Genomic DNA, 23,802 nt, shown 5'->3' on the forward strand with positions numbered 1-23,802 from the left:
AGTTCCCAACTGGTCAGTTGGGAACTGTGAGAGCTGCGCACCGCCTGAATCAGAAGAAGCCCTTCGCAGCGGTCGCGTAACTGGTCAGGACACACTTGGTCTGCTGGTAGTGCTCGAGCATCATCTTGTGGTTCTCGCGACCGATGCCGGACTGCTTGTACCCGCCGAACGCCGCGTGCGCCGGGGTAGTTGTGATAGTCGTTGACGAAGATCCGGCCGGCCTGGATGTCCCGGCTCGCGCGATAGGCGACCGTGCCGTTTCTGGTCCACACCCCACCCGCCAGGCCGTACAGCGAGTCGTTGGCGATCTTGATGGCGTCGGCATATTGGTCGAACGACGTCGCACACACCACCGGACCGAAGATCTCCTCCTGGAACACCCGCATCGAGTTCGACCCCTCGATGATGGTGGGCTCGATGTAGTACCCGCCCGCGATGTCGGCCTCCATGGTGGCGGCGTGCCCGCCCTTACGGATCACGGCCCCTTCGTTTTTGGCGATCTCGAAGTACTGCAGGATCTTCTCGAACTGCGTGCGTGACGCCTGGGCCCCGATCATCGTGGCGGTGTCCAGCGGGTTGCCCTGGACGATCTTGCCGACCCGCGCCACCGCCCGTTGGAGGAACTCGTCGTAGATGTCGGCCTGGATCAAAGCACGCGACGGACAGGTGCAGGTTTCGCCCTGGTTGAGGGCGAACATGGTGAAGCCCTCCAGCGTGCGGTCGTAGAAGTCGTCGTTCGCGTCGGCGACGTCGGCGAAGAAGATGTTGGGGCTCTTGCCGCCCAACTCCAGCGTCACGGGAATCAGGTTCTGCGAGGCGTATTGCATGATCGCGCGGCCGGTGCTGGTCTCACCGGTGAACGACACCTTGGCGATGCGGGGACTACCGGCGAGCGGCTTGCCGGCTTCGAGGCCGAATCCCGTGACCACATTGATCACACCCGCGGGCACCACGTCGGCGATCAGTTCGAGCAGCACGTGGATCGAGGCCGGTGTCTGCTCGGCGGGTTTGAGGACGACGGTGTTGCCGGCCGCAAGTGCCGGTGCGAGCTTCCACATCGCCAGCAGCAGAGGGAAATTCCACGGGATGATCAATCCCACCACCCCGAACGGTTCGTGGAAGTGGTAGGCGACCGTGTCGTCATCGATCTGGGAGAGGCCGCCTTCCTGCGCGCGGATCGCCCCGGCGAAGTAGCGCAGGTGGTCGATGGCCAGGGGGAGGTCGGCCGCGAGGGTCTCACGCACGGGCTTGCCGTTGTCCCAGGATTCGGCAACGGCGAGTTTCTCCAGGTTGGCTTCCATCCGGTCGGCGATCTTCAGCAGCACCCCGGCCCGTTCGGACGGTGAGGTGCGGCCCCATGTGGTGGCGGCCGCTTCGGCGGCGTCGAGTGCGCGTTCGATGTCGTCGGCCGTGCCTCGTGCGGCCTCGGTGAACACGACACCGTTGACCGGGGATTCGTTCTCGAAGTACTCGCCTTTGGCCGGCGCGACGAACTCTCCTCCGATGAAGTGCTCGTAGCGGTCGGCGAAGGTCACGACACTTCCGGTGGTGCCGGGTGCGGAGTAGCGGGTCATGGGATCGCTCACCGCCGACCGGTCTGGATGAAGTTGGTGGCGCCTCCCGTGGCGAACTCGGCGACATCCGCGGCGGTCGCCTGGCCCTGGGGGCTCGACATGCCGGCGCGCAGATCGTCGAGGCTGTCGAAAGTCACTTCCGCGGCGAGGTAATAAGGGGCGGCGGTGTCGTCGACGCTCGCGACGTGACCGTAGGTGATGTCCACGACGCCTGGGATCGTCTCGGCCAGCGGCATGTGGAACGGACGCGAAGTAATCGTCGAAGGATGCGGGATCGTTGGGGTGGCCGTACAAGACGACGAGTTTGACCATTGTTTCCTCTGAATGTGATTGCATGCGAGTGGATTACGAGGGAATGACGGGAAGCAGCAGTGTCGAAGGGGTCGACCCGCCGGTATGGATGGTGGTGCGACCGGCGTAGATGCTCGCCGGCCGGTCTTCGGGGTGGGTGTGCAGCCACGGGCCGGAGCCGCGGGAGACCCACGCCTCGTTGCCGTCCTTGGGCTCTTCACGCTCGAAGTCGTGGCCGCTGATCTGCAGCGCGATCCGGTATCCGGCAGGAAGCACGATGCACGTGGGCCAGATCTCGATGTCGAGCTGGTAGATGGTGCCGGGATCGAGCGGCTGGAGCTCGTCGTGACTGTGGTACGGCCGGTAGGGAAGGCTGCGGGCGACGTCGAGCTTGCGGTGGCTGGCACGCAGCCAGCCCTGGGCCAGCGGGGTGTGCGGGTCGATGGTGCCCTGGAACTCGACCTCCCGGCCGTCGGGAGCGAATGCCTGCAACGTCACGAACAGGTCCGCATCGATGGTCGACGACGACACGAACAGCCGCGCCGAAAGTGGTCCGGTCAGTTCGGTTTCGGCGGTGAGCGGGCAGGTGAGGAAGGTCAGCGGTTCGCCCGCGGCATCGAAGGTCACGCTGTGCTCGGTGTCGACCGGGTCGAAGGACAACGCCATGTCGGCGGCGTCGAGGTGCACCTCGGTCCACTGCGTGTTCTCCAGCGGCCAGGCCGAATGGGTGCGGACCTCGACCTTGTCGGTGAACGGCCGACGGATGTGCAGCAGAACCGGCGGTCGCGCGTCCCAGCCGTTGTCCTCTCCCTTGAGGAAATGGTCGAGAAACTCCTTCTGCAGCGCCATGCCCTGCGGCAGGTAGAACCATTCCTCGTGGCGCCCGGGGTGCGCTTCGAGCCACTTCTGCGCCGACGCGGCCTGGGTGAACGCCTCGAAGTTGCCGCGTGGATGCAGGCCGAACCCGGCCCAGTTCGCGGCGCTGAGGAACGGCACCGTGACCTTCGACCAGTCCGGGGACCGGTCCCGGTAGAACTCGTCGTCGAGTGGCCGTTTCAAGATCTCCGGCAGTGGATCGTTACGGTTCAGTGCGAGTTCCTCTTCACTCAAATCCTCAGGGCCGGTAGCCCGTTCGCCCTGCCAGCGGTCCATCCTGCCGTCGGGGTTGCCGTGCTGCACGGACACGACCTGCCGGGGGTACCAGGCCTCGAGGAAGCCATTGCTGACGATTCCGCCATGCCGGGCCCAGTCCCGGTAGAAGTCACCGGCGCCTTCCCACGGAATCATCGCGGCCAGTGACGGCGGCTGTTGGGCGGCCACCAACCACTGGTTGATCGCGTAGTAGGAGATGCCGTTGAGACCCACCTTGCCGGTGCTCCACGGCTGCCGCGCGGCCCACTCGATGGCGTCGTGATGATCGCGGACCTCGCGGGGCGAGAGCATGTCGAGAACGCCGGGGGAGCGGCCTGCGCCGCGAGAATCCACACGCACCACGGCGTACCCCCACGGCACCCAGATCTCCGGATCCACGGTTTCCCACGCCATGTACGACCTGCTGGAGCCGGGCAGGATGTCGGGGTAGGTGGTGATCAACTAATTCCATTGCGGTGCATAACCATCGGAATACTCGACACCTTTTCCGTACGGGCCGAGGGTCATCACCACCGGCGCCGGCTCGCCGTCGTCGGGGCGGAACACGTCCGCCCGCAGAATCAGTCCGTCGTCGCACGGGACGGCGACGTCACGTTCGATGATCACGTTGTGTCCTCCTGACGGTGAGCGGTGAGCGGCGGCGGAAAGCTCCCGCGGCCACTTTCCAACTGATGAGTTGGAGTGTGTCATGGCTCACGCCAGAAAGCAACCAGTGAGTTGGAAATAGGAGGGTCGACGGACGGCACATGTCGACGGAGGACCGCGCGACCCTAGCCTCGGATCAGCGTGCTGGCAGGGATTTCGACCGGCTCAGTCAGGTCGTGGATGCAAAAAGAAGCTCTCTTTCCAACTTCAAGGTTGGAAAGAGGGTGATCAGTGGCGATAAGATCGTCCGCTGAGCCTCTCAGCGGCGTCGCGGAAACGCTCGCGATACGAGCCAGCCCTCGACCATGCCCGCCAGGAAGACACCGGCGAAGGCGATGCCTTTCTTCGCGCCTGGCGGAATCATCGACAACAGGTCGAGGGTCGGATCGGGGGCGGCTGGGCCGTGCAGGGAATGCGACCGTGTGCCCGCGACGGGTGCCGGCCCGACGGCGTCGCCGGATGCCGGATCTGTCTGCAGCAGCATCGCCACATTGTGTGCGAACTGTTCCATGAGCTTGTTCGACACCGCGACGATCGCGCCTTTGCCGAACGCGACGATCTTGCCGCTCAACACGAGATCGGTGTCGACCTGCAACTCGGACCCGCCGCCGGATTCGACCACCGCAAGTTCGACGTGTGCCTGCGCATCGCCGCCTCCGTGCGAGTCGACTCCTCTGCCGTCCAACACAATCCGACGACGCTCTTCGTCGGTTTTCACGAATTGCAACCTGCCGTCGTATGCCGCGGAGATCGGCCCGACCTTGACCTTGATGTTGCCGAGATAGGCGTCGTCACTCCGACCGGTCAACGCGGCGCCTGGCACACAGACCGCGATCCGTTCGACGTCCTGGATGAGCGTGAACACCTCGTCGGGTGCAGCGGGAATGGCCACGGTGTTGCGTAGTTTCACTTCGATCGCCGATCTTGTTGAAGGGTCGGTTCGCCATCGACTTCGGCATCGACTTCGGCACCGGACTGACACTTGGCCCGCCGGTTCGCGGCACACGAAGCGATGCTGTCCACGATGCTCTGGTAACCCGTACACCGGCAGAGGTTCGACGCCACGACCTCGCGGATCTCCTCACGTGTGGGGTCGGGAACCTCGTCGAGAAACCCTTGCGCGAGCATGAGGAATCCCGGGGTGCAGAACCCGCACTGCAAGCCGTGGTTCTCGGTGAAAGCCTGCTGCAGGTCACCCAGGCTGCCGTCGTCGTTCGCCAGGGACTCCACGGTGCGGATCTGCTTGCCCTCGGCCTGCACGGCGAACATCAGACACGCTCTGGTGGGCGCCCCGTCGACCAGCACCGTGCATGCGCCGCACACGCCATGCTCGCAGCCGACATGCGTGCCGGTCAGACCGATGTCGTGGCGCAGGGCGTCGACCAGCGTGCGGCGGGGTTCGATGATCAACTCGTGTTCGGTGCCGTTGACGTTCAACTCGATCAGTATGCGGTCAGTCATCGTCGGCCTTCTCGTCGTGGTGAACACGGGAGAGGGCCGCGGCGACAGCGTGGATGGGGATCGGTGTGTCGTCGAGTTCGACTCCCGTATGGCGCAGGGCATCGTTGACGGCGTTGAGGATTGCCGCGGGCGCGCCGATGGTGCCACCCTCGCCGGCGCCTTTGGCGCCGGATTCGGTGAACAGACACGGTGTTTCCAGATGCGCGATCCCGATGTCGGGGATCTCGCAGGCGGTCGGCACGCGATAGTCGATGAAACTGGCCACCAGTGGTTGGCCGGTCGAGTCGTAGGTGACCTCCTCGAAGAGCGCGCCGGCGATGCCCTGCGCGATCCCACCGCGGGCCTGTCCCTCGACAACGGTCGGGTTGATCGCCACTCCGCAATCCTCCACACAGAAGTACCGCAGAATCTTCACATCGCCGGTGCCCTCGAACACTTCGACCACCGCGCCGTGAGTGGCATTCGAGAACGTGCCGTCATTGTCGACGTCGAAACTCGCCGACGCGCGCAGCCCCGGTTCCAGACCCTTGGGCAGCAGATGTGCCTTCGCGTAGGCGATGTCGGCCAGCTGTCGGTAGGACAGCGACACCGACGGATCGTCGACGCGGCGCACCCGCCCCTTGTCGAGCTGCACGTTGTCGATGTGCGTGTCGAGGAGATGCGCCGCGATGTCGCGGAGTTTGTCGCCGAGCTTGACCGCGGCGAGCGCGACCGCGCTTCCACCGATGGTGATCGAGCGGCTGGCGAAACTCCCGTACCCGTACAGGATTCGGTCCGTGTCGCCCTGGTGGATCTTGACCTGCTCGATGTCGAGGCCGAGTCGGTCGGCGACGATCTGGGCCATGGTCGTCTCGTGGCTCTGCCCGTGGCTGAGGGTCCCCGTGGTCACCACGACGGTCCCGTCCATGTCCATCGTGATGTCCGATACGTCGAACCCGGGCACGACGTCCATCTTGCGCGCCGCGAACGCCGCCGAACCGTAGCCCGTGCGCTCGTTGAAGCATGAGAAACCAATTCCGATGTGCCGACCGGCTTCTCGGTCACGCAGATCGAACCAACCCTCGCGGCGCAACGTTTCCTCGCACAGGTTCAGCGATTCGAGGTAGGACCCGGGATCGTAGGTGATGTTGTTGACCCCGGTATAGGGGAACACCGTGATGAGGTTCCGGCGTCTGATCTCCACCGGGTCGATGTTCAGCTCGCGGGCTGCGCGCTCCATCAATCGCTCGACGACCATCACGTACTGGGGCCTGCTGACTCCCCGGTACGGCGCCGACGGTGCCTTGTTGGATGCGATGGCGCGGCCACGTACGCGATAGTCGGGCAGCTTGTAGACCCCGGGAAGCTCGGAAGAGGCCATCAGCGGCTCGATGGCGGCGGTGAACGGGTAGCACGAGTAGGCGCCCATATCGCAGACCACATCGGCGTCGATGGCGAGCAGGCGGCCGGTTTCGTCGAAGGCCGCCCGAACGTCGTAGCGCTGCTCACGGGCCAGGAACGACGCCGTCAGCGCTTCTCGCCGATCCTCGGTCCACTTGACGGGCCTGCGCAGGCGCAGCGCCGCGGCGGCCACCGCGATCTCCTCGCGGCCCACCACGCACTTGATCCCGAACCCACCGCCCATATCGGGCACGATCACCCTGACCTTGCGTTCGTCGAGACCCAGCGATCTGGCGGTGACGGTCCGAACCAGGTGGGGGACTTGGCTGCAGGTGTAGAGAACCAACTGCTCGTCGCGGTCGTCCCAGTACGCCAGCGCGCCGCGGGTCTCCATCGGAAGTGCGTTCTGCCGGCCGGTCTTGCTGTGCACGCTCACCACGACCGCTGCCGAGGCGAAGGCCTCATCGGTGCCTGCGCTGTCGAACAGGGACACGTCGACGAGGGTGTTGTGGGCGGCCTGCTCGTGCACGAGCGGCGCCCCGGTCGCGAGTGCCTCGTCGATCGTGGTCACGGCGACGCCCGGTTCGTAACGGACGGTCACGGCTTCCAGGGCATCCTCGGCGAGATACTGGTCGGTGGCCACGACGATCGCCAGCGGCTCTCCCACGAAGCGCACCGTGTCCGAGGCGAGGATCGGCATCTCGGTCGGCACGAACTCCGTCAACGGCCGGTCAAGGGTGGCGACCATGTTCCCCAGTGCGAGGTCGTCGGCGTCCCACGCGGCCCGCACCCCCTTGATCGACTGCGCCGCACCGAGGTCGATCGAGAGGATCTTGCCCGCGGCGATCGTGGAGCGGACGAACTGCGCGTGCACCATTCCGGGCAGGGAGATGTCGTCGACGAAGCGACCGGTGCCCGTCAACAGGCGCGGGTCTTCCCGGCGGCGGACCGAGGTTCCGACCCAGGAACCGCCACGGGCGAGCAGATGATCACTTGTACCGGCGTGAATTGTCATCAGGCCGCCACGCTTTCGGTGGCCGCCGCCCGCAGCAATGCGGTCACCACCAGGTGGTGGGTGAGACCGCGGAGGTATTCCGTACCGCCCGGGGTGGCAACCTCGTCGAACTCGAGTTCGGCGACAATCCTGTCGGCGCAACGTTTGGCAAGATCGGGCGTCATCGGTCCGGCGAATTCCAGGCTCGCCCGTGCCGCGTCACACACGATCGGCACGGGTGCCACACCGCCGAGCGCGACGCGGCCCGACACCACCTCGCCGTCGGCCACATCGAGATCTGCCGCAGCCGCGACCACCGCGAAATCACCGTGGCGTTGGGCGTATTCGGTCAATGCCGCGTGCGGCGCAGGGCGAGGGAAGCGCACCGCGATGATCATCTCGTCGTATTCGAGTGCGGTGGTGTACAGACCGAAGAAGAAGTCCGAGGCCGCGATGGTCCGTTCTCCCCGCGGTGACGCGACGACGATGTCGGCGTCGAGCAGGACAGCGAGCAGACACCACTCGGCGGTGGCGTCGGCGTGCGCGATGCTGCCCCCGATGGTTCCCCGCGTCCGGATCGGCAGGTGCCCGACCCACTGCATCGCGTCACCGATCACGGTGTAACCGTCGGAAAGAACCGATTTGAAACGCCGTTCGACGTCATGGTGCGTGGTGAGGGCACCGATGGTCAGTGTCTGCCCTCGATCGACGTAACGGAGGTCGGCGATGCCGGACACGTCGACCAGGCTCGCCGGGCGTGCCAACCGGAAGTTCATCATGGCGACCAGCGACTGTCCGCCTGCGATGATCTTGGCATCCTCACCCAACTCCGACAGCAGATCGACGGCCTGCGCGACGCTGTGCGCCCGATGGTACTGGAAGGCAGCAGGTTTCACGCACCGCTCCGCACGTCGGGGGCAGAGGTGAGGGCGGGTTCTTTCGCGATGGGTGCCAAGGTGTCGAGTTCACGCCCCTTGGTCTCCGGTGCTCCCACACTCATCCACACGACAGCCGCCACGACGGCGCCACCGATGATGGCGAAGGTCATCGGCAGGCCGAAGGTCGGCCACAGCAGCGTGCCGAACAACAGCGGGACGAAGCCCGACGCCACCCGGCTCACCGAAGAGGCCCAGCCGAATCCGCTTGCGCGCACAGGCGTGGGGTACAGCTCCGACACGTACGCATACAGCACCGGAATGGTCAGCTGGATGACAAAGCCGAAGATTCCGAGGAAGATCAGCGGAACCGTGTCGATCGACAAGGTGAGGCCGAACAGCACCAACGCCAGCGCCGCCACCGGACCGGAAACTCCGATCACCCACTTGCGGCCGACTTTCTCGCACAACCACGACGACACCAGGACACCGATGATGCCCACGCCGGTCATCAGGGTGGTCCCGGCGAACGCCGCGTAGCTGCCGTACCCGCTCTGACGGAGGATGGACGGCATCCAGCTCAGCGCTCCGTAGTAGAGCAGCATGATGGTGATGAACAGGGCCCACGACGTGCTGGTGATCCGGGGGCTGAACCGCCAGATGTCACGCAATTGGGCCGCCGCACTGGCGAAGGTCATCTTCGCCACGACCTCGGGAGGGCTGAACCGGTACGGAACCGGCGGTGTGCCCGTGCGCGCGACCAGATCGTCGACGACCGCCCGCGCCTCCTCTTCACGACCGCTGCGGGCCAGATAGATCGGTGATTCGGGAATCGAGCGGCGCACCCAGAACAGCAGGAGGGCGGGTAGCACCATGAACACCAGCATGATTCGCCAGCGGGCGTCGGGATCGATCGGGACCAGCAACGTTGCGACCAGTCCGCACAACGTTCCTCCGATCGGCCACCACACGTCCATCGCCGCAAGCACTCGTCCCCGTAGCCGGGCCGGTGAGAACTCGCTGACGATCGCGTAATCCACGGGGATGCAACCACCCAACCCGAACCCGGCCAGGAAGCGGAGCAACAGGAACACCCAGTACGACGGTGCCAGTGCGGCCAGGACCGAGAAGACCGCGAAGATCAGCATCGTGATGCTGAACGCCTTCTTCCGGCCGACCTTGTCGGCAACGGTTCCCCAGGAGACGGCTCCGATGGCCATACCGATCAGGTTCGCCGTGGCGACCATGCCGCGTTCGGTGATCCCGAGTCCCCAGAAATCACCGACCAGTGGCGTGAGGAACCCGTTCAGCACCACGTCCCAGGCGTCGAACATGTAGCCCAGTCCGCCGATGATGAAGACACGCCCCTGAACGTTCCAGCGCCAGGGGAGTTGTTGAACCACTTGCTCAGCTGTTTGCATGGCGAGCCTCGTCACTTGGATGCGGAAAGTGCCCGGCGAACACTCGCCAGGGCTGGGGCTGGGTTGTCCCAGAACAACATATGGCCTGCGTCGGGAATGGATTCCAGATTGGCCTGCGGGTTCATCGATCGGGCGTGCTCCACGCCATCTGCCGGCACCATCGGGCTGTCACTGCCGTAGATCAGCGTGGTCGTCGAGGTGAGCTTGGGCCATACGTCGAAGAAATCGTCTTCTTCGAACCCCCGGTGCGTCTGCGAGACAGCTTCGACGTCGCAACTGGACAGCCAGTGCGCCCGCAGGCGTTGCTCCGACTGCGGCCAGCGTGGCCACGCCTTCGCCACTTCGGCGGTGGTGGTGCCGGCGCGCGCCTCGGCGAGCTGGGCGAGGAAGGTCTCGAGCGTGGTGGGGTAGGGTCCGCGGCCGGGCCCGCTCATCGGTGGATCTGCCAACAGCAACGAACGGATCGGCACCCGGCCGCGTGCGGCAACAACCGCCGCGATGCGGGCTCCCATCGAGTGGCCCAGGATGCTGACGTCGTCGAGCGCGAGATCATCGACGATGGCTTCCACATCCTCGGCGTAGTCGTCGAGTGTGTAGGAGGTGGCGGAATCCGAGAGACCCCGGCCGCGGATGTCCACCACGTAGGGGTGCGCGATGTCGGTCAGCTCCACGGCCACGAAGTTCATCGTGATGGCGGGGCTGGTGATGCCCGGCAGGACCAGAAGTGGAGGCACGGCCGGTGCGGCGTTGTAGTCCAGCACGTGCAGCGCAAGCGAATTGGTGACGACCCAGCGACTGGTCGCGGGTACGGTTGCGAGATCGGCCAGTGCTTCTTGGGTCAGATATCGACGGTCCACACGCTGTCCTAACCGTTGGCGGCCACGTCGGCCGATTGAAGGTACTTGAGCGCAGCATCGAGCTCGACGACGTCGCCGTATTTGGCGTTGATGTCGAAAAGGTTTGCCTGGTGGGGGCCCTCGGCCCGGTCGCCGACGCAGTCACTGACCACCATGACGCCGAACCCGTGTTGTACGGCGTCGACGGCGGTGGCGCGTACACACCCGCTGGTGGTGGCGCCGCAGACGATGACGGTGTCCCGGCCCAGGCTCGTCAGCAGGGCCGCCAGATGCGTACCGAAGAACGCCGAGGCGCCCTTCTTCACGATCACCTCGTCGGCCTCGGTCACCGTCAGTCTGGGGTCGATCGCCGAAGCCTCCGACCCGTGGCGCATGGCGCGCATACCGGGCGCCTTGTCCAACCAGGCGATCGATGAGCCATCGGCTTCGGCGGCGGTATAGGCGATCACGGTGTAGATCACCGGAATGTTCGTCGATCGAGCTGTCGTGCAGAGTGTTTCGGTACGGGCGACCACATCCGTGAGGTCGCAGCCGGTCGGATGATCGGGCTGTGTGAATCCGCGCGTGAGGTCGACGACCACGACGGCCGGCCGGTCGCCCAGCCGGGCAGGCGAGCCGAAACCCGCGGTGTCGTACACCTGGTCGGTTTCGGGTCCCCAGTGTGTTCGTCCGGTCACGTCACGTCCCTTCCTCGGCTGGAACTCTGGCTGTTCATTTCGCGAAGGGGTAGGTGAACGCATGCAGATCGGTGTCCTTGAGGGGTGTCCCGCTCCACAGCCAGTCGTACGACACATCCGATTCGCCGTCGAAATTGCGAAGTTGCTCGTCCCGAAGGCGCTGCTGGGGCCCGTCGGGTAGGTGGTAGAACGACATGTTCTCCAGTGATGCATCCTGCACCATCCCGGCGTGTTTCGCGCGACGAGCGACGTAACGCATCAATGCCGAATCGATGTCGTGGCGGGACACTTCGGCCAGTTCCTCGGCGAGCACCGCGGCATCCTCCATGGCCTGTGAGGCACCCTGCGCCTGGTAGGGCAGCATCGCGTGGCAGGCATCGCCTAGGAGCGCGACCCGGCCGTCGACCCACACCGGGTCCCGGCGGCGCCGGTACATCGCCCATACCGACGCGTTGCCTTCGGCCTTCGACAGCATGGCCGGCACCCGGTCGTCCCAGCCGGGGAATGCGTCGGTGAGATCGTCCACCGATGCGGGACCCGACCAGTCCTTCTCGATCTGGGGGCTGCAGGGCACGATGGCGACCACGTTGAGGTACTCGCCTTGTCGAATCATGTAGTGCACCAGATGTCGGTCGGGGCCATACCAGATGGTGCTCTGAAATCTGTCCACGAGCCATCGGGTGGCGGGATCCGCGGCGATCTTGTCGCCGGGAATCAAAGCGCGATAAGCCATTTCGCCTGAGAATTCGAGGGTGTCGGCGAACCCGACGGCGTCGCGGACTGCCGAGCGGATGCCGTCGGCGCCGATGATCACGTCGGCTTCGAATCGACGCCCGTCAGCTGTCACGGCGGCAGGCCGCTCGGGCACCGATTGATCGACGTCGACGACGGCGGCGTTGGTATGGACCTGTACCACCGGACCGGGGTCCGGCTCGAGGCATGCGTCCAGCAGTACCCGGTGCAGGTCTGCGCGATGGTAATGCCAGTACGGTGCGTTGTAGTCGCGGATGCACCGCGATCCCAACGCTGTCTGAGCGATGATGCTGCCGTCTTTCCAGCGTCTGCGCACCTGATCCTGCGGCTCGGTGTGGATACGCTCCAATTGCTTGCGCAATCCCAGTCCGATGAGCACGCGGCTGGCGTTCGGTGCGGTCTGGATGCCGGCGCCGACCTCTCCGAGTTCGGCTGTCTTCTCCAAAACGGTGACGCGAAAACCCTTTTGGCGCAGCGCCAGCGCCGCGGTCAGGCCGCCAAGGCCCGCTCCGGCCACGACGATCTCGAACGACTGACCGATTCTTCCCATGGATTTTCCTCCTAGAGGCGGCGTGAGACGGTCTGACCGAAGACCGCTGCCGCTGCACACCACAAAGATCCAGGTGACGGGGCTGCACTGCCCGAGCCTGAGCTTGTCGAGGAATTAATCCGAACACGGACGATATCTGAAGTCAAGACCCTGCATCGATTTTGGTGCAGAGTTTTACATTGAGGCCGACGTGCCGCCTGAACAGCGGCAACGGTCAGGAAACGGGGGCGATCGACTCCCAGTGTTCGGCCAGTTCGCTCAAAAGCGCGATCAGAGAGGCGCGTTCGGCCGCGGTTTTCCCGGCCAGAAGACGCTCGTCGAGTTCGCGTGCCCGGCGATTTGCCGCACGAAACGTTTTCTCGCCCTTCGGGGTGAGAAACAGGAGCTTCCTTCGCCCGTCGCGCGGATCGCTCTTGCGCTCTACGAGCCCACGCTCTTCGAGTCGGCGGACCACGTCGGCCATGGTCGATCGGTCCAGCGAAACCGAAGAGGCCAGAGAGCCTTGATCGTGGCCAGGCTGACGGTAGACGGTGTTGAGCACCGCGAATTGCGGGCCGGTGAGGGTGCTGTCGACGTGCCGAACCCACGAGGCGAGATACGCCTGGTGGAGTCTCCGTGCCAGGTAACCGGGCGCCTCTGCCAACTCCGGAGGTGTGGCCGGGGAGGAGGGGCCGGACTGGGCTGCGTCGGCGACGGATCGACTGTTGACCACGTCGCAATGATAGTTCTTCTCTGTTTTGCTCCGATCGCGCCACCGGGTGCGGTCGGGTACGCAGGCAATTTCCTTTTAACAAGAAAGTTTCGTCAACGCCTTGACGGAGCAGGGGTGTCGGGCGAATAGTCAGTGTTCGGACTAATTTGGCAGGTGCGTGTTCTGCCGGCCTGCCTGTTTTTGACACCAGGAGGGGACGCTCGTGGACCAGTCTCAGTTGAACGACCTGTTCCTGCGCCAGCTGACGTTGAGTGCCGTGCGCGAGGGGGAAACTGTCTCGGTACTCACCCGTGGCCATGAACGCCTCGATTATGCCGACGCGGCATTGTGGGCGGCAGGAAAGCTGGGTGCCAACGTTTTTCATCTTCGGCTGCCCACCGCTCAGGACGCGAGCGGTGCCTGGGCCGTCGGAGATTCCGGACTGGGGACCAATCCTGTTGCGGTAGAGGCGCTCAAGCAGAGTGACATGTTGATCGACCTGACTTTCTTGCTGTTCAGCAAGGAACAGTTCGCCATTCAAGACGCTGAGACCCGTATTCTCACCGTGGTCGAACCGGCACCCCTGCTGGCCCGGTTGATGCCCACTCCTGAGCTGCGCGAGCGGGTCGAGGTGGGTGCGGAATTGCTCGCCAAGGCGCAGACCATGAGGATCACCAGCCCTGGCGGCACCGATGTGGTGTACCAGTTGGGCGTCTATCCCACCATGAGCGAGTACGGATACACCGACACCCCGGGACGATGGGACCACTGGCCGGCCGCGTTCGTGTTCAGCGGCGGTGCCGACGACGGCGTGGACGGGACGATCGTCCTGAGCCCCGGCGACGTCCTGCTGCCGTTCAACACCTATGTGCAGACCGAGGTCACGTTGACCATCGAGAACGGACTGATCACCGACATCCGCGGCGGTCTGGACGCAAGCTTGTTGTCGAGCTACATCGAATCTTTCGACGATCCACGCGGTTACGGGATGTCACACGTTGGATGGGGCCTCGACGAACGCGCACACTGGCACGGACTCACCCAGTTCCCCGGTGGCATGGGCATGGAGTTGCGCTCGGTGTACGGCAACGTGATGTTCTCGATCGGTCCCAACAACGAACTCGGCGGGCCCAACGACACGCCGTGTCACTTCGACATACCGATGCGAAACTGCACCCTCTATCTCGACGACGAGCCGATCGTCGTCGATGGGGACGTGGTGGTTGACGATATGAAGCCGGCCGCACGCCGGTGACGGATCACGCAGTAATCGCACCGGAGGAAACCCTGTCATGACCGATTACCACGTCGGATTGATCGTCCCCAGCTCGAATCTCACGATGGAGACCGAGCTTCCACGCATGCTGGCCGCGCGCGAGAACCTGTTTCCCGACGAGCGCTTCATGTTTCACTCCAGCCGGATGCGCATGAAACATGTCACGCCTGAGCAACTTCGGGCCATGAACGCGCAGACCGAGCGCTGCGCCTCGGAATTGGCCGATGCCGATCCCGACGTTGTCGCGTCGGCCTGCCTGGTGGCGATCATGGCCCAGGGCCCGAAGTTCCACTGCACCGCCGAAGCCGACATTGCCCGCGCGCTCGCCGCCGGAGGGTCCGCCGCTCCCGTCGTGTCGAGTGCGGGGGCGCTCCTGAACGGAATCGAGGTGCTGGGTGCGCGTCGCGTGGCGATCATCACGCCATATCTCAAACCGCTGACGAAGATGGTCGCCGACTACATCGAAGACGCGGGCGTCGAAGTCGTCGATGCGCTCAGCCTGGAGGTCTCCGACAATCTCGCGGTCGCCCGGCTCGATCCTGCCGATCTCCGATCCCATTGGCGCAAAGTCGATCTGCGCAATGCCGACGCGCTCGTGCTGTCCGCGTGCGTGCAGATGCCGTCACTCGAAGCGATCGATGCGGTGGAGCGAGAGGCCGGGCTTCCCGTGCTGTCGGCGGCAACCGCGACCACCTACACCATCCTCGACAGGCTGGGTCTGGCGCCCGTTGTGCCGTCGGCGGGCAGGTTGCTCAGCGGCGAACCCCGGTCCAGACAACTGGCCGGGTCGGTGTCCCGCGAGGTCGAGACCTAGCTCGATCCGGTCAGCGTTTCACCACCACGTCGCGGTTCGCAATGGTCTGCGTCCGTTTGTACAGCCACAGCATGACGGCGAAGAACGCGACGAGGCCGAAGATCTGCGCGAAGCTGCCGTCGTTGCCGGAGAAGATCGCCAGCGGGTCCTCGTTGCCGGTACCCGCCACGATGCCCGCGAAGACGACACCGTAGAGGCTCTCGCCGACGATCAGACCGGTCGCCAGCAGCACGCCGAGACGCTTCTTGCGTTCGACGTCGCCGGTGCGGTACGCCCAGCGGTTGTAGAAGTACCCCATGATCGCGCCGATCGGGATGATCAGCGTCAGGCTCATCGGCAGGTACATACCCATGCCGACCGCCAGCGGCGGCAGGCCGAACCGTGATGTGCGGATGAGAATTTCGTCGATGATCACCACCACGACGCCGATCGCGGCGCCCAGCCCGATCAACGACCAGTCCAGCGAGCCGCCGAACACACCCTTGGCCAGCGACGAGATCAGCGCGGCCTGCGGTGCGGCGAGCGCGTTCTCGGTGGCACCAGGCGCGCCGAGGAACCCGAACGCGGTCTGCATCAGATCGAGCACCGGCGGGATGATGGCCGACCCGAACAGCACGCCGATCACCAACGCCACCTGCTGCTTCCACGGCGTGGCACCGACCAGCTGACCGGTCTTGAGGTCCTGCAGGTTGTCGTTGGAGATGGTGGCCACGCCGAACGTGACGGCCGCCGCGAACAGCGTGAACGCCACCAGCGCGGTGGAGCTGGTGTCGTCGGTGGGGCCGTACACGAACTTGATCATCAGCGCCGCGACCACCACGGTGAGGATGCCGACGCCGGAGATCGGGCTGTTCGAGGACCCGATCAGACCGGCCATGTACCCGCACACCGCGGCGATCACACCGCCGACGACGAAGATGAACACCAGGCTCGCGGCGATGATCGCGGCCGACTTGCCCTGCAACGCGGTCCCCAGACTGAAGTCCCACATGAGCAACCCGATCGGGATGAGCATCACCACGATCGTCGCGATCACGATGGGGAACGGGATGTCGCGCTGGGTGATGTCGACAAGTTGGCCCTCGCGGCGCTCGCGGGCCGACACCAGCGCCTCGGTGATGCCCTTGACGATCGGGCGCAGGATCTTCAGCAGCGTCGACACCGCGCCCACCGCGATCGCGCCGGCACCCACGAACCGCACCTCGTTGGCGAACGCACTGGAGATGACGTCGGCGACGGATTCACTGCCCGCGAAATCGCCGATGGTGCGGAACGGCAGGATGATTCCGAACGAGATCACCAGGCCGACGAGCATCGCGATGCCGACGGTCATGCCCACCAGATGTCCGACACCGATCAACGCGAACGACAGGCTCGCACCGAACATCGATCCGCCCGCGCCGACGCGGAAGTACGCGGTGATCGAATTGGCCAGCACCTTCAGATTGGCGAGCAGTGCGAACGCGACCGACACGATCGAGCCGAACGTGATGATCCGCAGACCGATCCGGTTGTCCTCGGCACCCTCGGTGCGCTCACCGACCTTGAGCACCTCGGCGGCCGCGACGCCTTCGGGGTAGGGCAGGTCCGATCCGGTCACCAGCGCGCGGCGCAGCGGGATCGAATACATCACGCCGAGGATGCCGCCGACGGCGCAGACCGCGACGGTGATCCAGTACGGGAACCCGGTCCACCAGCCGATCATCACCAGGCCGGGCAGCACGAAGATGATCGCCGACAACGTGCCCGCGGCCGACGCCACGGTCTGCACGATGTTGTTCTCCACGATCGAGTGGTCGCGGAAGTTGCGCAGGATCGCCATCGAGATCACCGCCGCCGGGATCGCCGTGGCGAATGTCAGCCCGACCTTGAGTCCCAGGTACACGTTGGCGGCGGTGAACACCAGCGTGATCGCCCCGCCGAGCAGGATGCCCCGGACGGTCAGTTCGCGCAGCGTCGGGGTGGCGGGGGTTGCAGTGCTTTCCGAGGTCACCTCGGGATTTCCTTCCGATGGACGGCAGGCCGACGCGTCCCGCCGGCCAGGTGCTTCTACACGTTAGGCCCCGAACCTGGGGATCGTGGGCAGGATCAAGCCGTTTTTGTCGGTGCCCGGTGTCATTCTGAGCGGCTCTCGAGAAAAGGAGTCGTCATGACCGCACCCAACATCCCTGCCGCCGGCTGGTACCCCGACCCCAGTGGTCAGCCCGGTCAGCGCTATCACGACGGACGCCGGTGGACCCAGCATTTCGTGCCGACACCGCCACCCGCACCCGCCGCGCCGCCACCTGCCCCGGTCGCGGTGGCCGTCGCGACCGGCGGTGGGCCCAGCCACGGCCTGCACGCCGTGCTGACCCTGCTGACCTGCGGAATGTGGTTGCCGATCTGGATCCTGGTGGCGATCTTCGGCGGCGGGGGGACCTCGGCCGTGGCGGTCAGCGGGGCGGGCGTGGTGCGGACGGCCAACCGCAGGCCGGCCATGGTGGTCGCCGCGGTGATCGGCGGGCTGTTCCTGCTCGGGCTCGTCGGCCAACATCCTTGGCTGCTGGTTGTTTTCGGTGTGCTCGGTGTGGTGGCGGGTTTCGGTGTGTGGTTGCTGAAGTCCGCGCAGCGACGCGACGAGCATCAACGGGCCGAGCAGTTCCATCGCGATATGCTCGCGCAGCGTGCCGAGGATGAGGACCAGCTGTACCAGCAGGGCGATCCGCGGGGAGTTCACGGGCGCTACATGCCACCCCCGACACCGTGAGCGGGACCGCAACGAACCCGTCGCTGCCCGTTCACCTGTAGGTCCCCATCCGCTCACCTGCCCACGCCAAGCTCTTGCGCGACCTTGGCACAACTGAAAAGGGTGACGAATGACCTGGATGAGCCAGTCGACAGCGCGGGCTGCAACGTTGACGACGCTGGTGGCACTGATCGCGGCGGGGTGCGCGACCGAGAAGGAGCCGTCGCGCGACGATGCGGCGCCGGGCCCGCGTGCCATCTCGCCCATCGACTGGAACCTGCCGGCGGCCGACCGCTACCACCGCACCGCGACCTACCCGGTGTTCCTCAACCGGCCGGCCGAGGATCCCGTCGACGCCGAGACCGTCGCGGAAATCTCGACCGTCACGCCGGACGGCAACACGCTGATCTACACCGACGCCGCCGCCAAGCGCATCGGATTCGTCGACATCACCGATGCGGCGAAACCGGTTGGCAAGGGCACGCTCTCGCTCAAGGAGCTGGGACATCAGGACGACCAGCCCACCTCGGTGGCCGCAGTCGGTGAGTTCGTGCTCGTCGTCGTCGACACCACGGGCGGCGACTTCCCGCACCCGTCGGGACGCGTCGACATCGTCCGCGTCGCCGACCGCACGCGCGTGCACAGCATCGACCTGGGCGGGCAACCGGATTCGATCGCGATCAGCCCCGACGGGACATTCGCCGCGATCGCCATGGAGAACCAGCGCGACGAGGAGTTCACCCCACCCGGCGGTGAGGAAGGTGACCTGCCGCAGCCACCAACAGGTTTCGTGCAGCTCATCGACCTTGCCGGTGCGCCGAACACATGGACGCCGCGACGGGTCGACTTCGACGTCGAAGCAGCGCGCGCCGCGGGACTCGACACGCCCGAGGACTTGGAGCCCGAGTACGTCAGCATCAACTCCCGCGGTCAGGTCGCGGTGACGCTGCAGGAGAACAACGGCATCGCGATCATCGACGGTGCCACCGGTGACGTCATCAAGATCTTCAGTGCGGGAAGCGAATCCGTCGAGGGCATCGACACCGCCGAGGACGACACCATCGACCAGACCGGATCGATCCCCGAGACACCCCGCGAACCCGACGCCATCGGCTGGATCGACGACACCCATGTGGCCACGGCCAACGAGGGGGACTGGAAGGGTGGCACGCGCGGCTGGACCATCTTCGACGCCACCACGGGCGACGTGGTGTGGGACGCCGGCAACACATTCGAACAGCTCGCGGTGCGCACCGGCCTGCACATCGAGAGCCGCGCCGAATCGAAAGGCCCTGAGCCAGAAGGGCTGGCGATCACCGACCTCGGCGGTCGCCGTACCGCGCTGATCGCCTCGGAGCGCAGCAATTTCGTCGCGGTCTACGACGTCACAGATCCGAGTTCGCCGGTGTTCCGCCAGATCCTGCCCACCACACCGGGGCCCGAGGGCATCCTGCCGATCCCGTCGCGCAACCTGCTGGCGATCTCGTCGGAGACCGATGACGCCGAAAACCGTGTGCGCGCTTCGGTGAGCGTGTACGGCTTCGGTGAGCAGTACGCGAAGGTCGGTGGTAAGCCGTCGTTCCCGTCGATCGTGTCCGGCGACATCGACAACGTCCCGATCGGCTGGGGCGCACTCGGCGCGCTGTCGGCGGATCCGAAGAATCCCGACCGGCTGTACACCGCCACGGACAACGCCTACGGCCCGGCCCGCGTTCTCGGCATCGACACAGCGCAGACCCCCGCGCTGATCGACACCGAGTTGGCGGTCACCGAGGACGGCAAGCCCGTCACACTCGACACGGAGGGTGTGGCTGCCCGGCCCGACGGCGGATTCGTGCTCGCGGTGGAAGGTGAGGAAGGCCCCGCGAATGAACTCGTGTTCGTCGACGCGAGGGGAAGCATCGAGAAGCGCGTGAAACTTCCCGCCGATGTCGCCGCGCAGCTCGGCGGGCAGGGCCTGGAGGGCGTGGCCGTCGACGGGGACGCGGTGTGGGTGGCGCTGCAGCGTGAACTCAAGAGCGACCCCAAGGGTGTGGTGCGCATCGGGCGCTACACCCCCGAGGGCGACCGGTGGGAGTGGTACGGCTATCCGCTGGAGACGACCTCGGTCGACGACGATTGGATCGGTCTGTCCGAGCTCACGGTCCACGACGGTCAGCTGCTGGTACTCGAACGCGACAAGCTCAACGGCCCTGACGCACGCGTCAAATCCCTGTATCGGGTGGCCATTCCGGACGGGGACGGTGTGACGTCGGCCGGCGAAGTACCGAGGGTGCTGCAGAAGACGCTCGCGCGCGACCTGCTACCTGACCTTCAGGCCACACACGGCTACGTGCAGGAGAAAGTGGAGGGCGTGACCGTCGGCGGCAACGGCAACCTGTACGTCATCACCGACAACGACGGACTCGACGACGCCAACGGCGAGACGGTGTTCCTCGATCTCGGGCCGGCCTCGGAGGCACTCGACGGGTAGATCCCGTTGTGAGCGGCGCTCGTAGTGGGTATGCGGACGCCATCATGGATGTCTACAACGTCGCCTTCGAATGGACCGACACCAACCGGCACTGGTTCATCGAGGTCCCGATCCGGATCACCGCCTACATCGTCATCGTGCTCATCGCGCGGTACGTGCTGCACCGGTTGATCGACCGTGCCACCACGGGCCGGTCCCACCAGGAACGCGAGGAGGGCAAGCCGCCCAGCCGACGGCCACCGCTGCTGCGGTATCTGCGTGAGCGGGCCCCCGCGGCCGCGTCGAGTTCACAGACCGCGAAGCGGCGTCAGCAGCGCGCGCAGACGATCGGTTCGGTGCTCAAGTCCACGGTGTCGATCGTGCTGCTCGGGTGGATGGTGCTGGGCGTGCTCAGCGTGCTCGGTGTCAACATCGCGCCGTTGATCGCCTCGGCGGGTGTCGCCGGTGTGGCGATCGGTTTCGGTGCGCAGAACCTGGTGCGAGATTTCGTCACGGGCATGTTCATGCTGTTGGAGGACCAGTACGGCGTGGGCGACACCGTCGATCTGGGTGCTGCGGTGGGCCAGGTGGAAAGCGTCGGCCTGCGCATCACCACACTGCGCGACATCGACGGCACGCTCTGGTACGTCCGCAACGGTGAGATCGCGCGCGTCGGCAACATGAGCCAGGACTACGCCGTCGCGCGCGTCGAGGTGCCCGTCGCGGTGACCACCGACCTCAACCGCGCCGAGGAGATCGCACTGCAGGCCGCCGAAGAAGCGCTCGCCGACCCCAAGGTGTCCGACAAGACCCTCGGCGAACCCGAGATGCTGGGCGTGCAAGACTTTTCGGCCGATCACGTCACGCTGCGGATGACCGTGAAGACCCGGCCCAACGCGCAGTGGTCGGTGCAGCGACGGCTACGTCGCGAGATCCTGCGTGCGTACGACGAACACGAGATCTACGCGCCGAACGCCTAGCCCGCGAGGACGGAGCGGGGGATCGCGATCGACGGACCGCCGGGGTCGACCACCAGGCCGCTGTATCCGCTCTGCAGCACCATGTCGGAAGTCCGATATCACCGGTGATTTCAGTGGGGAACTAGACGACGAACGCCAGCCAGAAGCCGATGGGAATCATCGCGAGATAGGACAGGACGCCGACCGGCAGGCCGAACAGGGGCGAGCGTTTGAAGTGATTGGCCACCCCTGCCGCCACGACAGCCGTGACTCCGCCGGCTGCCAGGGACATCCACGGGATGAAGACGAGCACGTTCTGGCCATGGCCGGACAGCTGGCACACACGGTCGGTGGTTCCCTCATGGCAGGCGTCGGTCGCCATGGCGAGCGGCAGCATCGCCACCACGGCGACGGCGAAGCCGACGAACAGCATTGCGATGAGAACAGCCGCGAACCATCCCCAGTGCTTGTTACCGGGTGCGCGTCGTTCGGTCGGCTCGGCCATCGGGTGTCACGGTAGATGCAGTCTCTTCGACAGTGCGATATCACCGGTGATATCGCACTTTCGATGCATATGTGTGCTCCCCTAGGAGGCGACGAGTGACCGCAGCTTGATGTCCGGGTTGTCGCGCTGGAACCCTTCGAGCCGCCACGGCGTGGAGAACAACACGAGCATGACGCCGTCGCTGCGGGTCATCACCTCGGCCGACGGCTGGCGGTTCATGAAGTCGGCGTCTTCGGGATCGACGATCCGCGCGACCTGGTACGGCAGCGGTTCCAGCGAGATCGGCGCGCTGAGCTCGGTCGCCATGCGGTGCGAGGCCACCTCGAACTGCATGGGGCCGACCGCGGCGAACACCGGGGCCTGCTCGCCACGCTTGTCCGAGCGCAGCACCTGCACCACGCCCTCCTGCTCGAGCTGCTCGATGCCGCGGCGGAACTGCTTGTGCTTGCTGGGATCGGTGCCGCGGGCCACCGCGAAATGCTCGGGCGAGAAGCTGGGGATCGGCGGAAACTGCACGGGCACATCGCGATACAGCGTGTCGCCGGGGCGCAGCGCTTGGGCGTTGGCCAACCCGATCACGTCGCCGGGCCAGGCGTCGTCCAGCGTCGAGCGCTGCTGGCCGAACACCGACTGCGCGTACTTGGTGACGAACGGCTTACCGGTGGCGGCGTGGGTGAGCACGTCGCCGCGCTCGAACGTGCCCGACACGACGCGGGCGTAGGCGATGCGGTCGCGGTGCGCGGAGTCCATGCCGGCCTGCACCTTGAACACGAATGCGCTGAACGGCGCGTCGGGGACGCGGCGCTCGCCGTCGACGTCGACGGCGCCGTTGGGCGAGGGTGCGAGCTCGACGAGCACGTCGAGCAGCTGGTTCACGCCGAAGTTCAACGCGGCCGACGTGAACAGCGTCGGCGAGGCCGTCCCGGCGAGGAACGCGTCGCGGTCGTAGTCGCCGCCGTCGGCGCTCAGCAGCTCGGACTCCTCGACCGCGGTGTCCCAGTCGTCGCCGGCGGCCGCATGCGCGGCGTCGGCGGGGATGTGCTCCTCGGGCGCGGCGGTCGCGCCGCCCGCGGTGCGGGTGAAGCGGATGAATTGCCCGCCCCGGCGGTCCAGCACACCCTTGAAGTCACCGGCGATACCAACGGGCCAAGTCAGGGGAGTGGGCTTCAAACCGATGCGCGTCTGGATCTCGTCGATCAGCTCAAGGGCGTGGCGGCCGGGGCGGTCCCACTTGTTGATGACCGTGATGATCGGGATGCCACGGTGCTTACACACCTGGAACAGCTTGAGGGTCTGCGGCTCAAGGCCTTTCGCGGCGTCGATGAGCATCACCGCGCAGTCGACGGCGGTGAGCACGCGGTAGGTGTCCTCGGAGAAGTCGGCGTGGCCGGGGGTGTCGAGGAGGTTGATCACCGAATCGCGGTACGGGAACTGCAGCACCGTCGAGGTGATCGAGATGCCTCTGGCCTTCTCCATCTCCATCCAGTCCGACACCGTGGAGCGCCGGCCCGCCTTGCCGTGGATCGCACCGGCCTCGGTGATGACCCGCGCATGCAGCGCCAGGGCCTCGGTCAGCGTCGACTTACCGGCATCGGGGTGGCTGATGACGGCGAAGGTCCGGCGGCGCGTGGCTTCGGCGGCGATGCGGCGGGAAAGAGAGGTGTTGGCGGAGGGAGCAAGGGCGGGGGTGTCGGTCATGTCGTCATAAATGGTATGGGCGCGCGCGGGCAAAACCGTAATCGAGCCGATC

Annotated in this window: 20 protein-coding genes and 1 pseudogene; 5 read left to right on the forward strand and 16 right to left on the reverse strand. The window is 65.8% G+C overall.

Translation table 11 applies throughout. The annotated features are described in order from the left end of the window. Positions 1-49: 49 nt before the first annotated feature. The 13 genes and pseudogenes from AT701_RS06770 to AT701_RS06825 all read right to left on the reverse strand — a co-directional run bounded on the left by AT701_RS06770 (position 50) and on the right by AT701_RS06825 (position 13,342). Positions 50-1,574: pseudogene (locus AT701_RS06770) on the reverse strand (aldehyde dehydrogenase family protein). A gap of 8 nt (positions 1,575-1,582) precedes the next feature. Then, positions 1,583-1,810 carry an EthD family reductase gene (locus AT701_RS06775; protein ID WP_223495415.1) on the reverse strand — a complete coding sequence of 76 codons (228 nt, stop codon included), beginning with the start codon at positions 1,808-1,810 and terminating at the stop codon, positions 1,583-1,585. A 109-nt stretch (positions 1,811-1,919) separates the two neighbouring features. After that, a complete protein-coding gene (locus AT701_RS06780; protein ID WP_223495416.1) occupies positions 1,920-3,458 on the reverse strand; it encodes a CocE/NonD family hydrolase in 1,539 nt (512 codons plus the stop codon). Then, a complete protein-coding gene (locus tag AT701_RS35625) occupies positions 3,459-3,623 on the reverse strand; it encodes a CocE/NonD family hydrolase (RefSeq protein ID WP_223495419.1) in 165 nt (54 codons plus the stop codon). Positions 3,624-3,921: 298 nt separating this feature from the next. After that, positions 3,922-4,554 carry an SRPBCC family protein gene (locus tag AT701_RS06785; protein ID WP_223495421.1) on the reverse strand — a complete coding sequence of 211 codons (633 nt, stop codon included), beginning with the start codon at positions 4,552-4,554 and terminating at the stop codon, positions 3,922-3,924. Between the two features lie 14 nt (positions 4,555-4,568). Next, entirely contained in the window at positions 4,569-5,123 is a 555-nt protein-coding gene (locus AT701_RS06790) for a (2Fe-2S)-binding protein (protein WP_058125507.1), read from the reverse strand. Next, positions 5,116-7,518, reverse strand: a complete 2,403-nt coding sequence (locus AT701_RS06795) for a xanthine dehydrogenase family protein molybdopterin-binding subunit (RefSeq protein ID WP_058125508.1) — start codon at positions 7,516-7,518, stop codon at positions 5,116-5,118. Before AT701_RS06795 ends, AT701_RS06790 begins: the two co-directional genes overlap by 8 nt. Beyond that, positions 7,518-8,393 (reverse strand): FAD binding domain-containing protein, encoded by an 876-nt coding sequence (locus AT701_RS06800; protein WP_058125509.1) that lies wholly within the window; start codon positions 8,391-8,393, stop codon positions 7,518-7,520. Before AT701_RS06800 ends, AT701_RS06795 begins: the two co-directional genes overlap by 1 nt. After that, positions 8,390-9,775, reverse strand: a complete 1,386-nt coding sequence (locus AT701_RS06805) for an MFS transporter (protein ID WP_223495423.1) — start codon at positions 9,773-9,775, stop codon at positions 8,390-8,392. The genes AT701_RS06800 and AT701_RS06805 overlap by 4 nt, the downstream gene beginning before the upstream one ends. A gap of 29 nt (positions 9,776-9,804) precedes the next feature. Then, the gene (locus AT701_RS06810; RefSeq protein ID WP_058125510.1) at positions 9,805-10,650 is read right to left on the reverse strand and encodes an alpha/beta fold hydrolase; all 846 of its coding nucleotides are present in this window, start codon (positions 10,648-10,650) and stop codon (positions 9,805-9,807) included. Positions 10,651-10,658: 8 nt separating this feature from the next. Further along, a complete protein-coding gene (locus AT701_RS06815) occupies positions 10,659-11,327 on the reverse strand; it encodes an isochorismatase family protein (protein ID WP_058125511.1) in 669 nt (222 codons plus the stop codon). A 34-nt stretch (positions 11,328-11,361) separates the two neighbouring features. Next, positions 11,362-12,630, reverse strand: coding sequence for an FAD-dependent monooxygenase (locus AT701_RS06820; RefSeq protein WP_058125512.1), 1,269 nt, complete (start codon positions 12,628-12,630; stop codon positions 11,362-11,364). Between the two features lie 214 nt (positions 12,631-12,844). Next, the gene (locus AT701_RS06825) at positions 12,845-13,342 is read right to left on the reverse strand and encodes a MarR family winged helix-turn-helix transcriptional regulator (protein ID WP_036452762.1); all 498 of its coding nucleotides are present in this window, start codon (positions 13,340-13,342) and stop codon (positions 12,845-12,847) included. A 202-nt stretch (positions 13,343-13,544) separates the two neighbouring features. On the opposite strand from AT701_RS06825, the gene AT701_RS06830 reads away from it, so the two are divergent. Both AT701_RS06830 and AT701_RS06835 read left to right on the forward strand, forming a co-directional pair. Then, positions 13,545-14,576, forward strand: coding sequence for a 2,5-dihydroxypyridine 5,6-dioxygenase NicX family protein (locus tag AT701_RS06830; RefSeq protein WP_058125513.1), 1,032 nt, complete (start codon positions 13,545-13,547; stop codon positions 14,574-14,576). Between the two features lie 37 nt (positions 14,577-14,613). Continuing rightward, complete coding sequence (locus tag AT701_RS06835; RefSeq protein ID WP_058125514.1) at positions 14,614-15,411, forward strand: maleate cis-trans isomerase family protein; 798 nt, start codon at positions 14,614-14,616, stop codon at positions 15,409-15,411. Between the two features lie 10 nt (positions 15,412-15,421). Here AT701_RS06835 and AT701_RS06840 read toward each other — a convergent pair whose 3' ends face one another. Further along, positions 15,422-17,404, reverse strand: a complete 1,983-nt coding sequence (locus tag AT701_RS06840; protein ID WP_058125515.1) for an OPT family oligopeptide transporter — start codon at positions 17,402-17,404, stop codon at positions 15,422-15,424. Positions 17,405-17,560: 156 nt separating this feature from the next. Here AT701_RS06840 and AT701_RS06845 point away from each other — a divergent pair, with 156 nt between their 5' ends. From AT701_RS06845 to AT701_RS06855, 3 genes are all read left to right on the forward strand, one after another. Further along, on the forward strand, positions 17,561-18,157 hold the full coding sequence (locus AT701_RS06845; RefSeq protein WP_058125516.1) for a DUF2510 domain-containing protein: 597 nt from the start codon (positions 17,561-17,563) through the stop codon (positions 18,155-18,157). 109 nt (positions 18,158-18,266) lie between these two features. Continuing rightward, on the forward strand, positions 18,267-20,609 hold the full coding sequence (locus AT701_RS06850; protein WP_058125517.1) for an esterase-like activity of phytase family protein: 2,343 nt from the start codon (positions 18,267-18,269) through the stop codon (positions 20,607-20,609). A 44-nt stretch (positions 20,610-20,653) separates the two neighbouring features. Then, positions 20,654-21,568: a mechanosensitive ion channel family protein gene (locus AT701_RS06855; protein WP_011727594.1), complete on the forward strand. Its 915-nt coding sequence runs from the start codon at positions 20,654-20,656 to the stop codon at positions 21,566-21,568. Between the two features lie 121 nt (positions 21,569-21,689). Here AT701_RS06855 and AT701_RS06860 read toward each other — a convergent pair whose 3' ends face one another. Continuing rightward, positions 21,690-22,052: a hypothetical protein gene (locus AT701_RS06860; RefSeq protein WP_058125518.1), complete on the reverse strand. Its 363-nt coding sequence runs from the start codon at positions 22,050-22,052 to the stop codon at positions 21,690-21,692. Positions 22,053-22,133: 81 nt separating this feature from the next. Next, on the reverse strand, positions 22,134-23,750 hold the full coding sequence (locus tag AT701_RS06865) for a peptide chain release factor 3 (RefSeq protein WP_058125519.1): 1,617 nt from the start codon (positions 23,748-23,750) through the stop codon (positions 22,134-22,136). Between the last annotated feature and the right edge of the window lie 52 nt (positions 23,751-23,802).

Origin of the sequence: Mycolicibacterium smegmatis (assembly GCF_001457595.1) — a bacterium.
Taxonomy (GTDB): Bacteria; Actinomycetota; Actinomycetes; order Mycobacteriales; family Mycobacteriaceae; genus Mycobacterium; species Mycobacterium smegmatis.

Coding starts and splice junctions, on each gene's coding strand:
- AT701_RS06820 (WP_058125512.1), bottom strand. CDS start 12,630: ATGGGAAGAATCGGTCAGTCGTTCGAGATCGTCGTGGCCGGAGCGGGC.
- AT701_RS06865 (WP_058125519.1), bottom strand. CDS start 23,750: ATGACCGACACCCCCGCCCTTGCTCCCTCCGCCAACACCTCTCTTTCC.
- AT701_RS06860 (WP_058125518.1), bottom strand. CDS start 22,052: ATGGCCGAGCCGACCGAACGACGCGCACCCGGTAACAAGCACTGGGGA.
- AT701_RS06845 (WP_058125516.1), top strand. CDS start 17,561: ATGACCGCACCCAACATCCCTGCCGCCGGCTGGTACCCCGACCCCAGT.
- AT701_RS06775 (WP_223495415.1), bottom strand. CDS start 1,810: ATGCCGCTGGCCGAGACGATCCCAGGCGTCGTGGACATCACCTACGGT.
- AT701_RS06855 (WP_011727594.1), top strand. CDS start 20,654: ATGGATGTCTACAACGTCGCCTTCGAATGGACCGACACCAACCGGCAC.
- AT701_RS06790 (WP_058125507.1), bottom strand. CDS start 5,123: ATGACTGACCGCATACTGATCGAGTTGAACGTCAACGGCACCGAACAC.
- AT701_RS06835 (WP_058125514.1), top strand. CDS start 14,614: ATGACCGATTACCACGTCGGATTGATCGTCCCCAGCTCGAATCTCACG.
- AT701_RS06850 (WP_058125517.1), top strand. CDS start 18,267: ATGACCTGGATGAGCCAGTCGACAGCGCGGGCTGCAACGTTGACGACG.
- AT701_RS06795 (WP_058125508.1), bottom strand. CDS start 7,518: ATGACAATTCACGCCGGTACAAGTGATCATCTGCTCGCCCGTGGCGGT.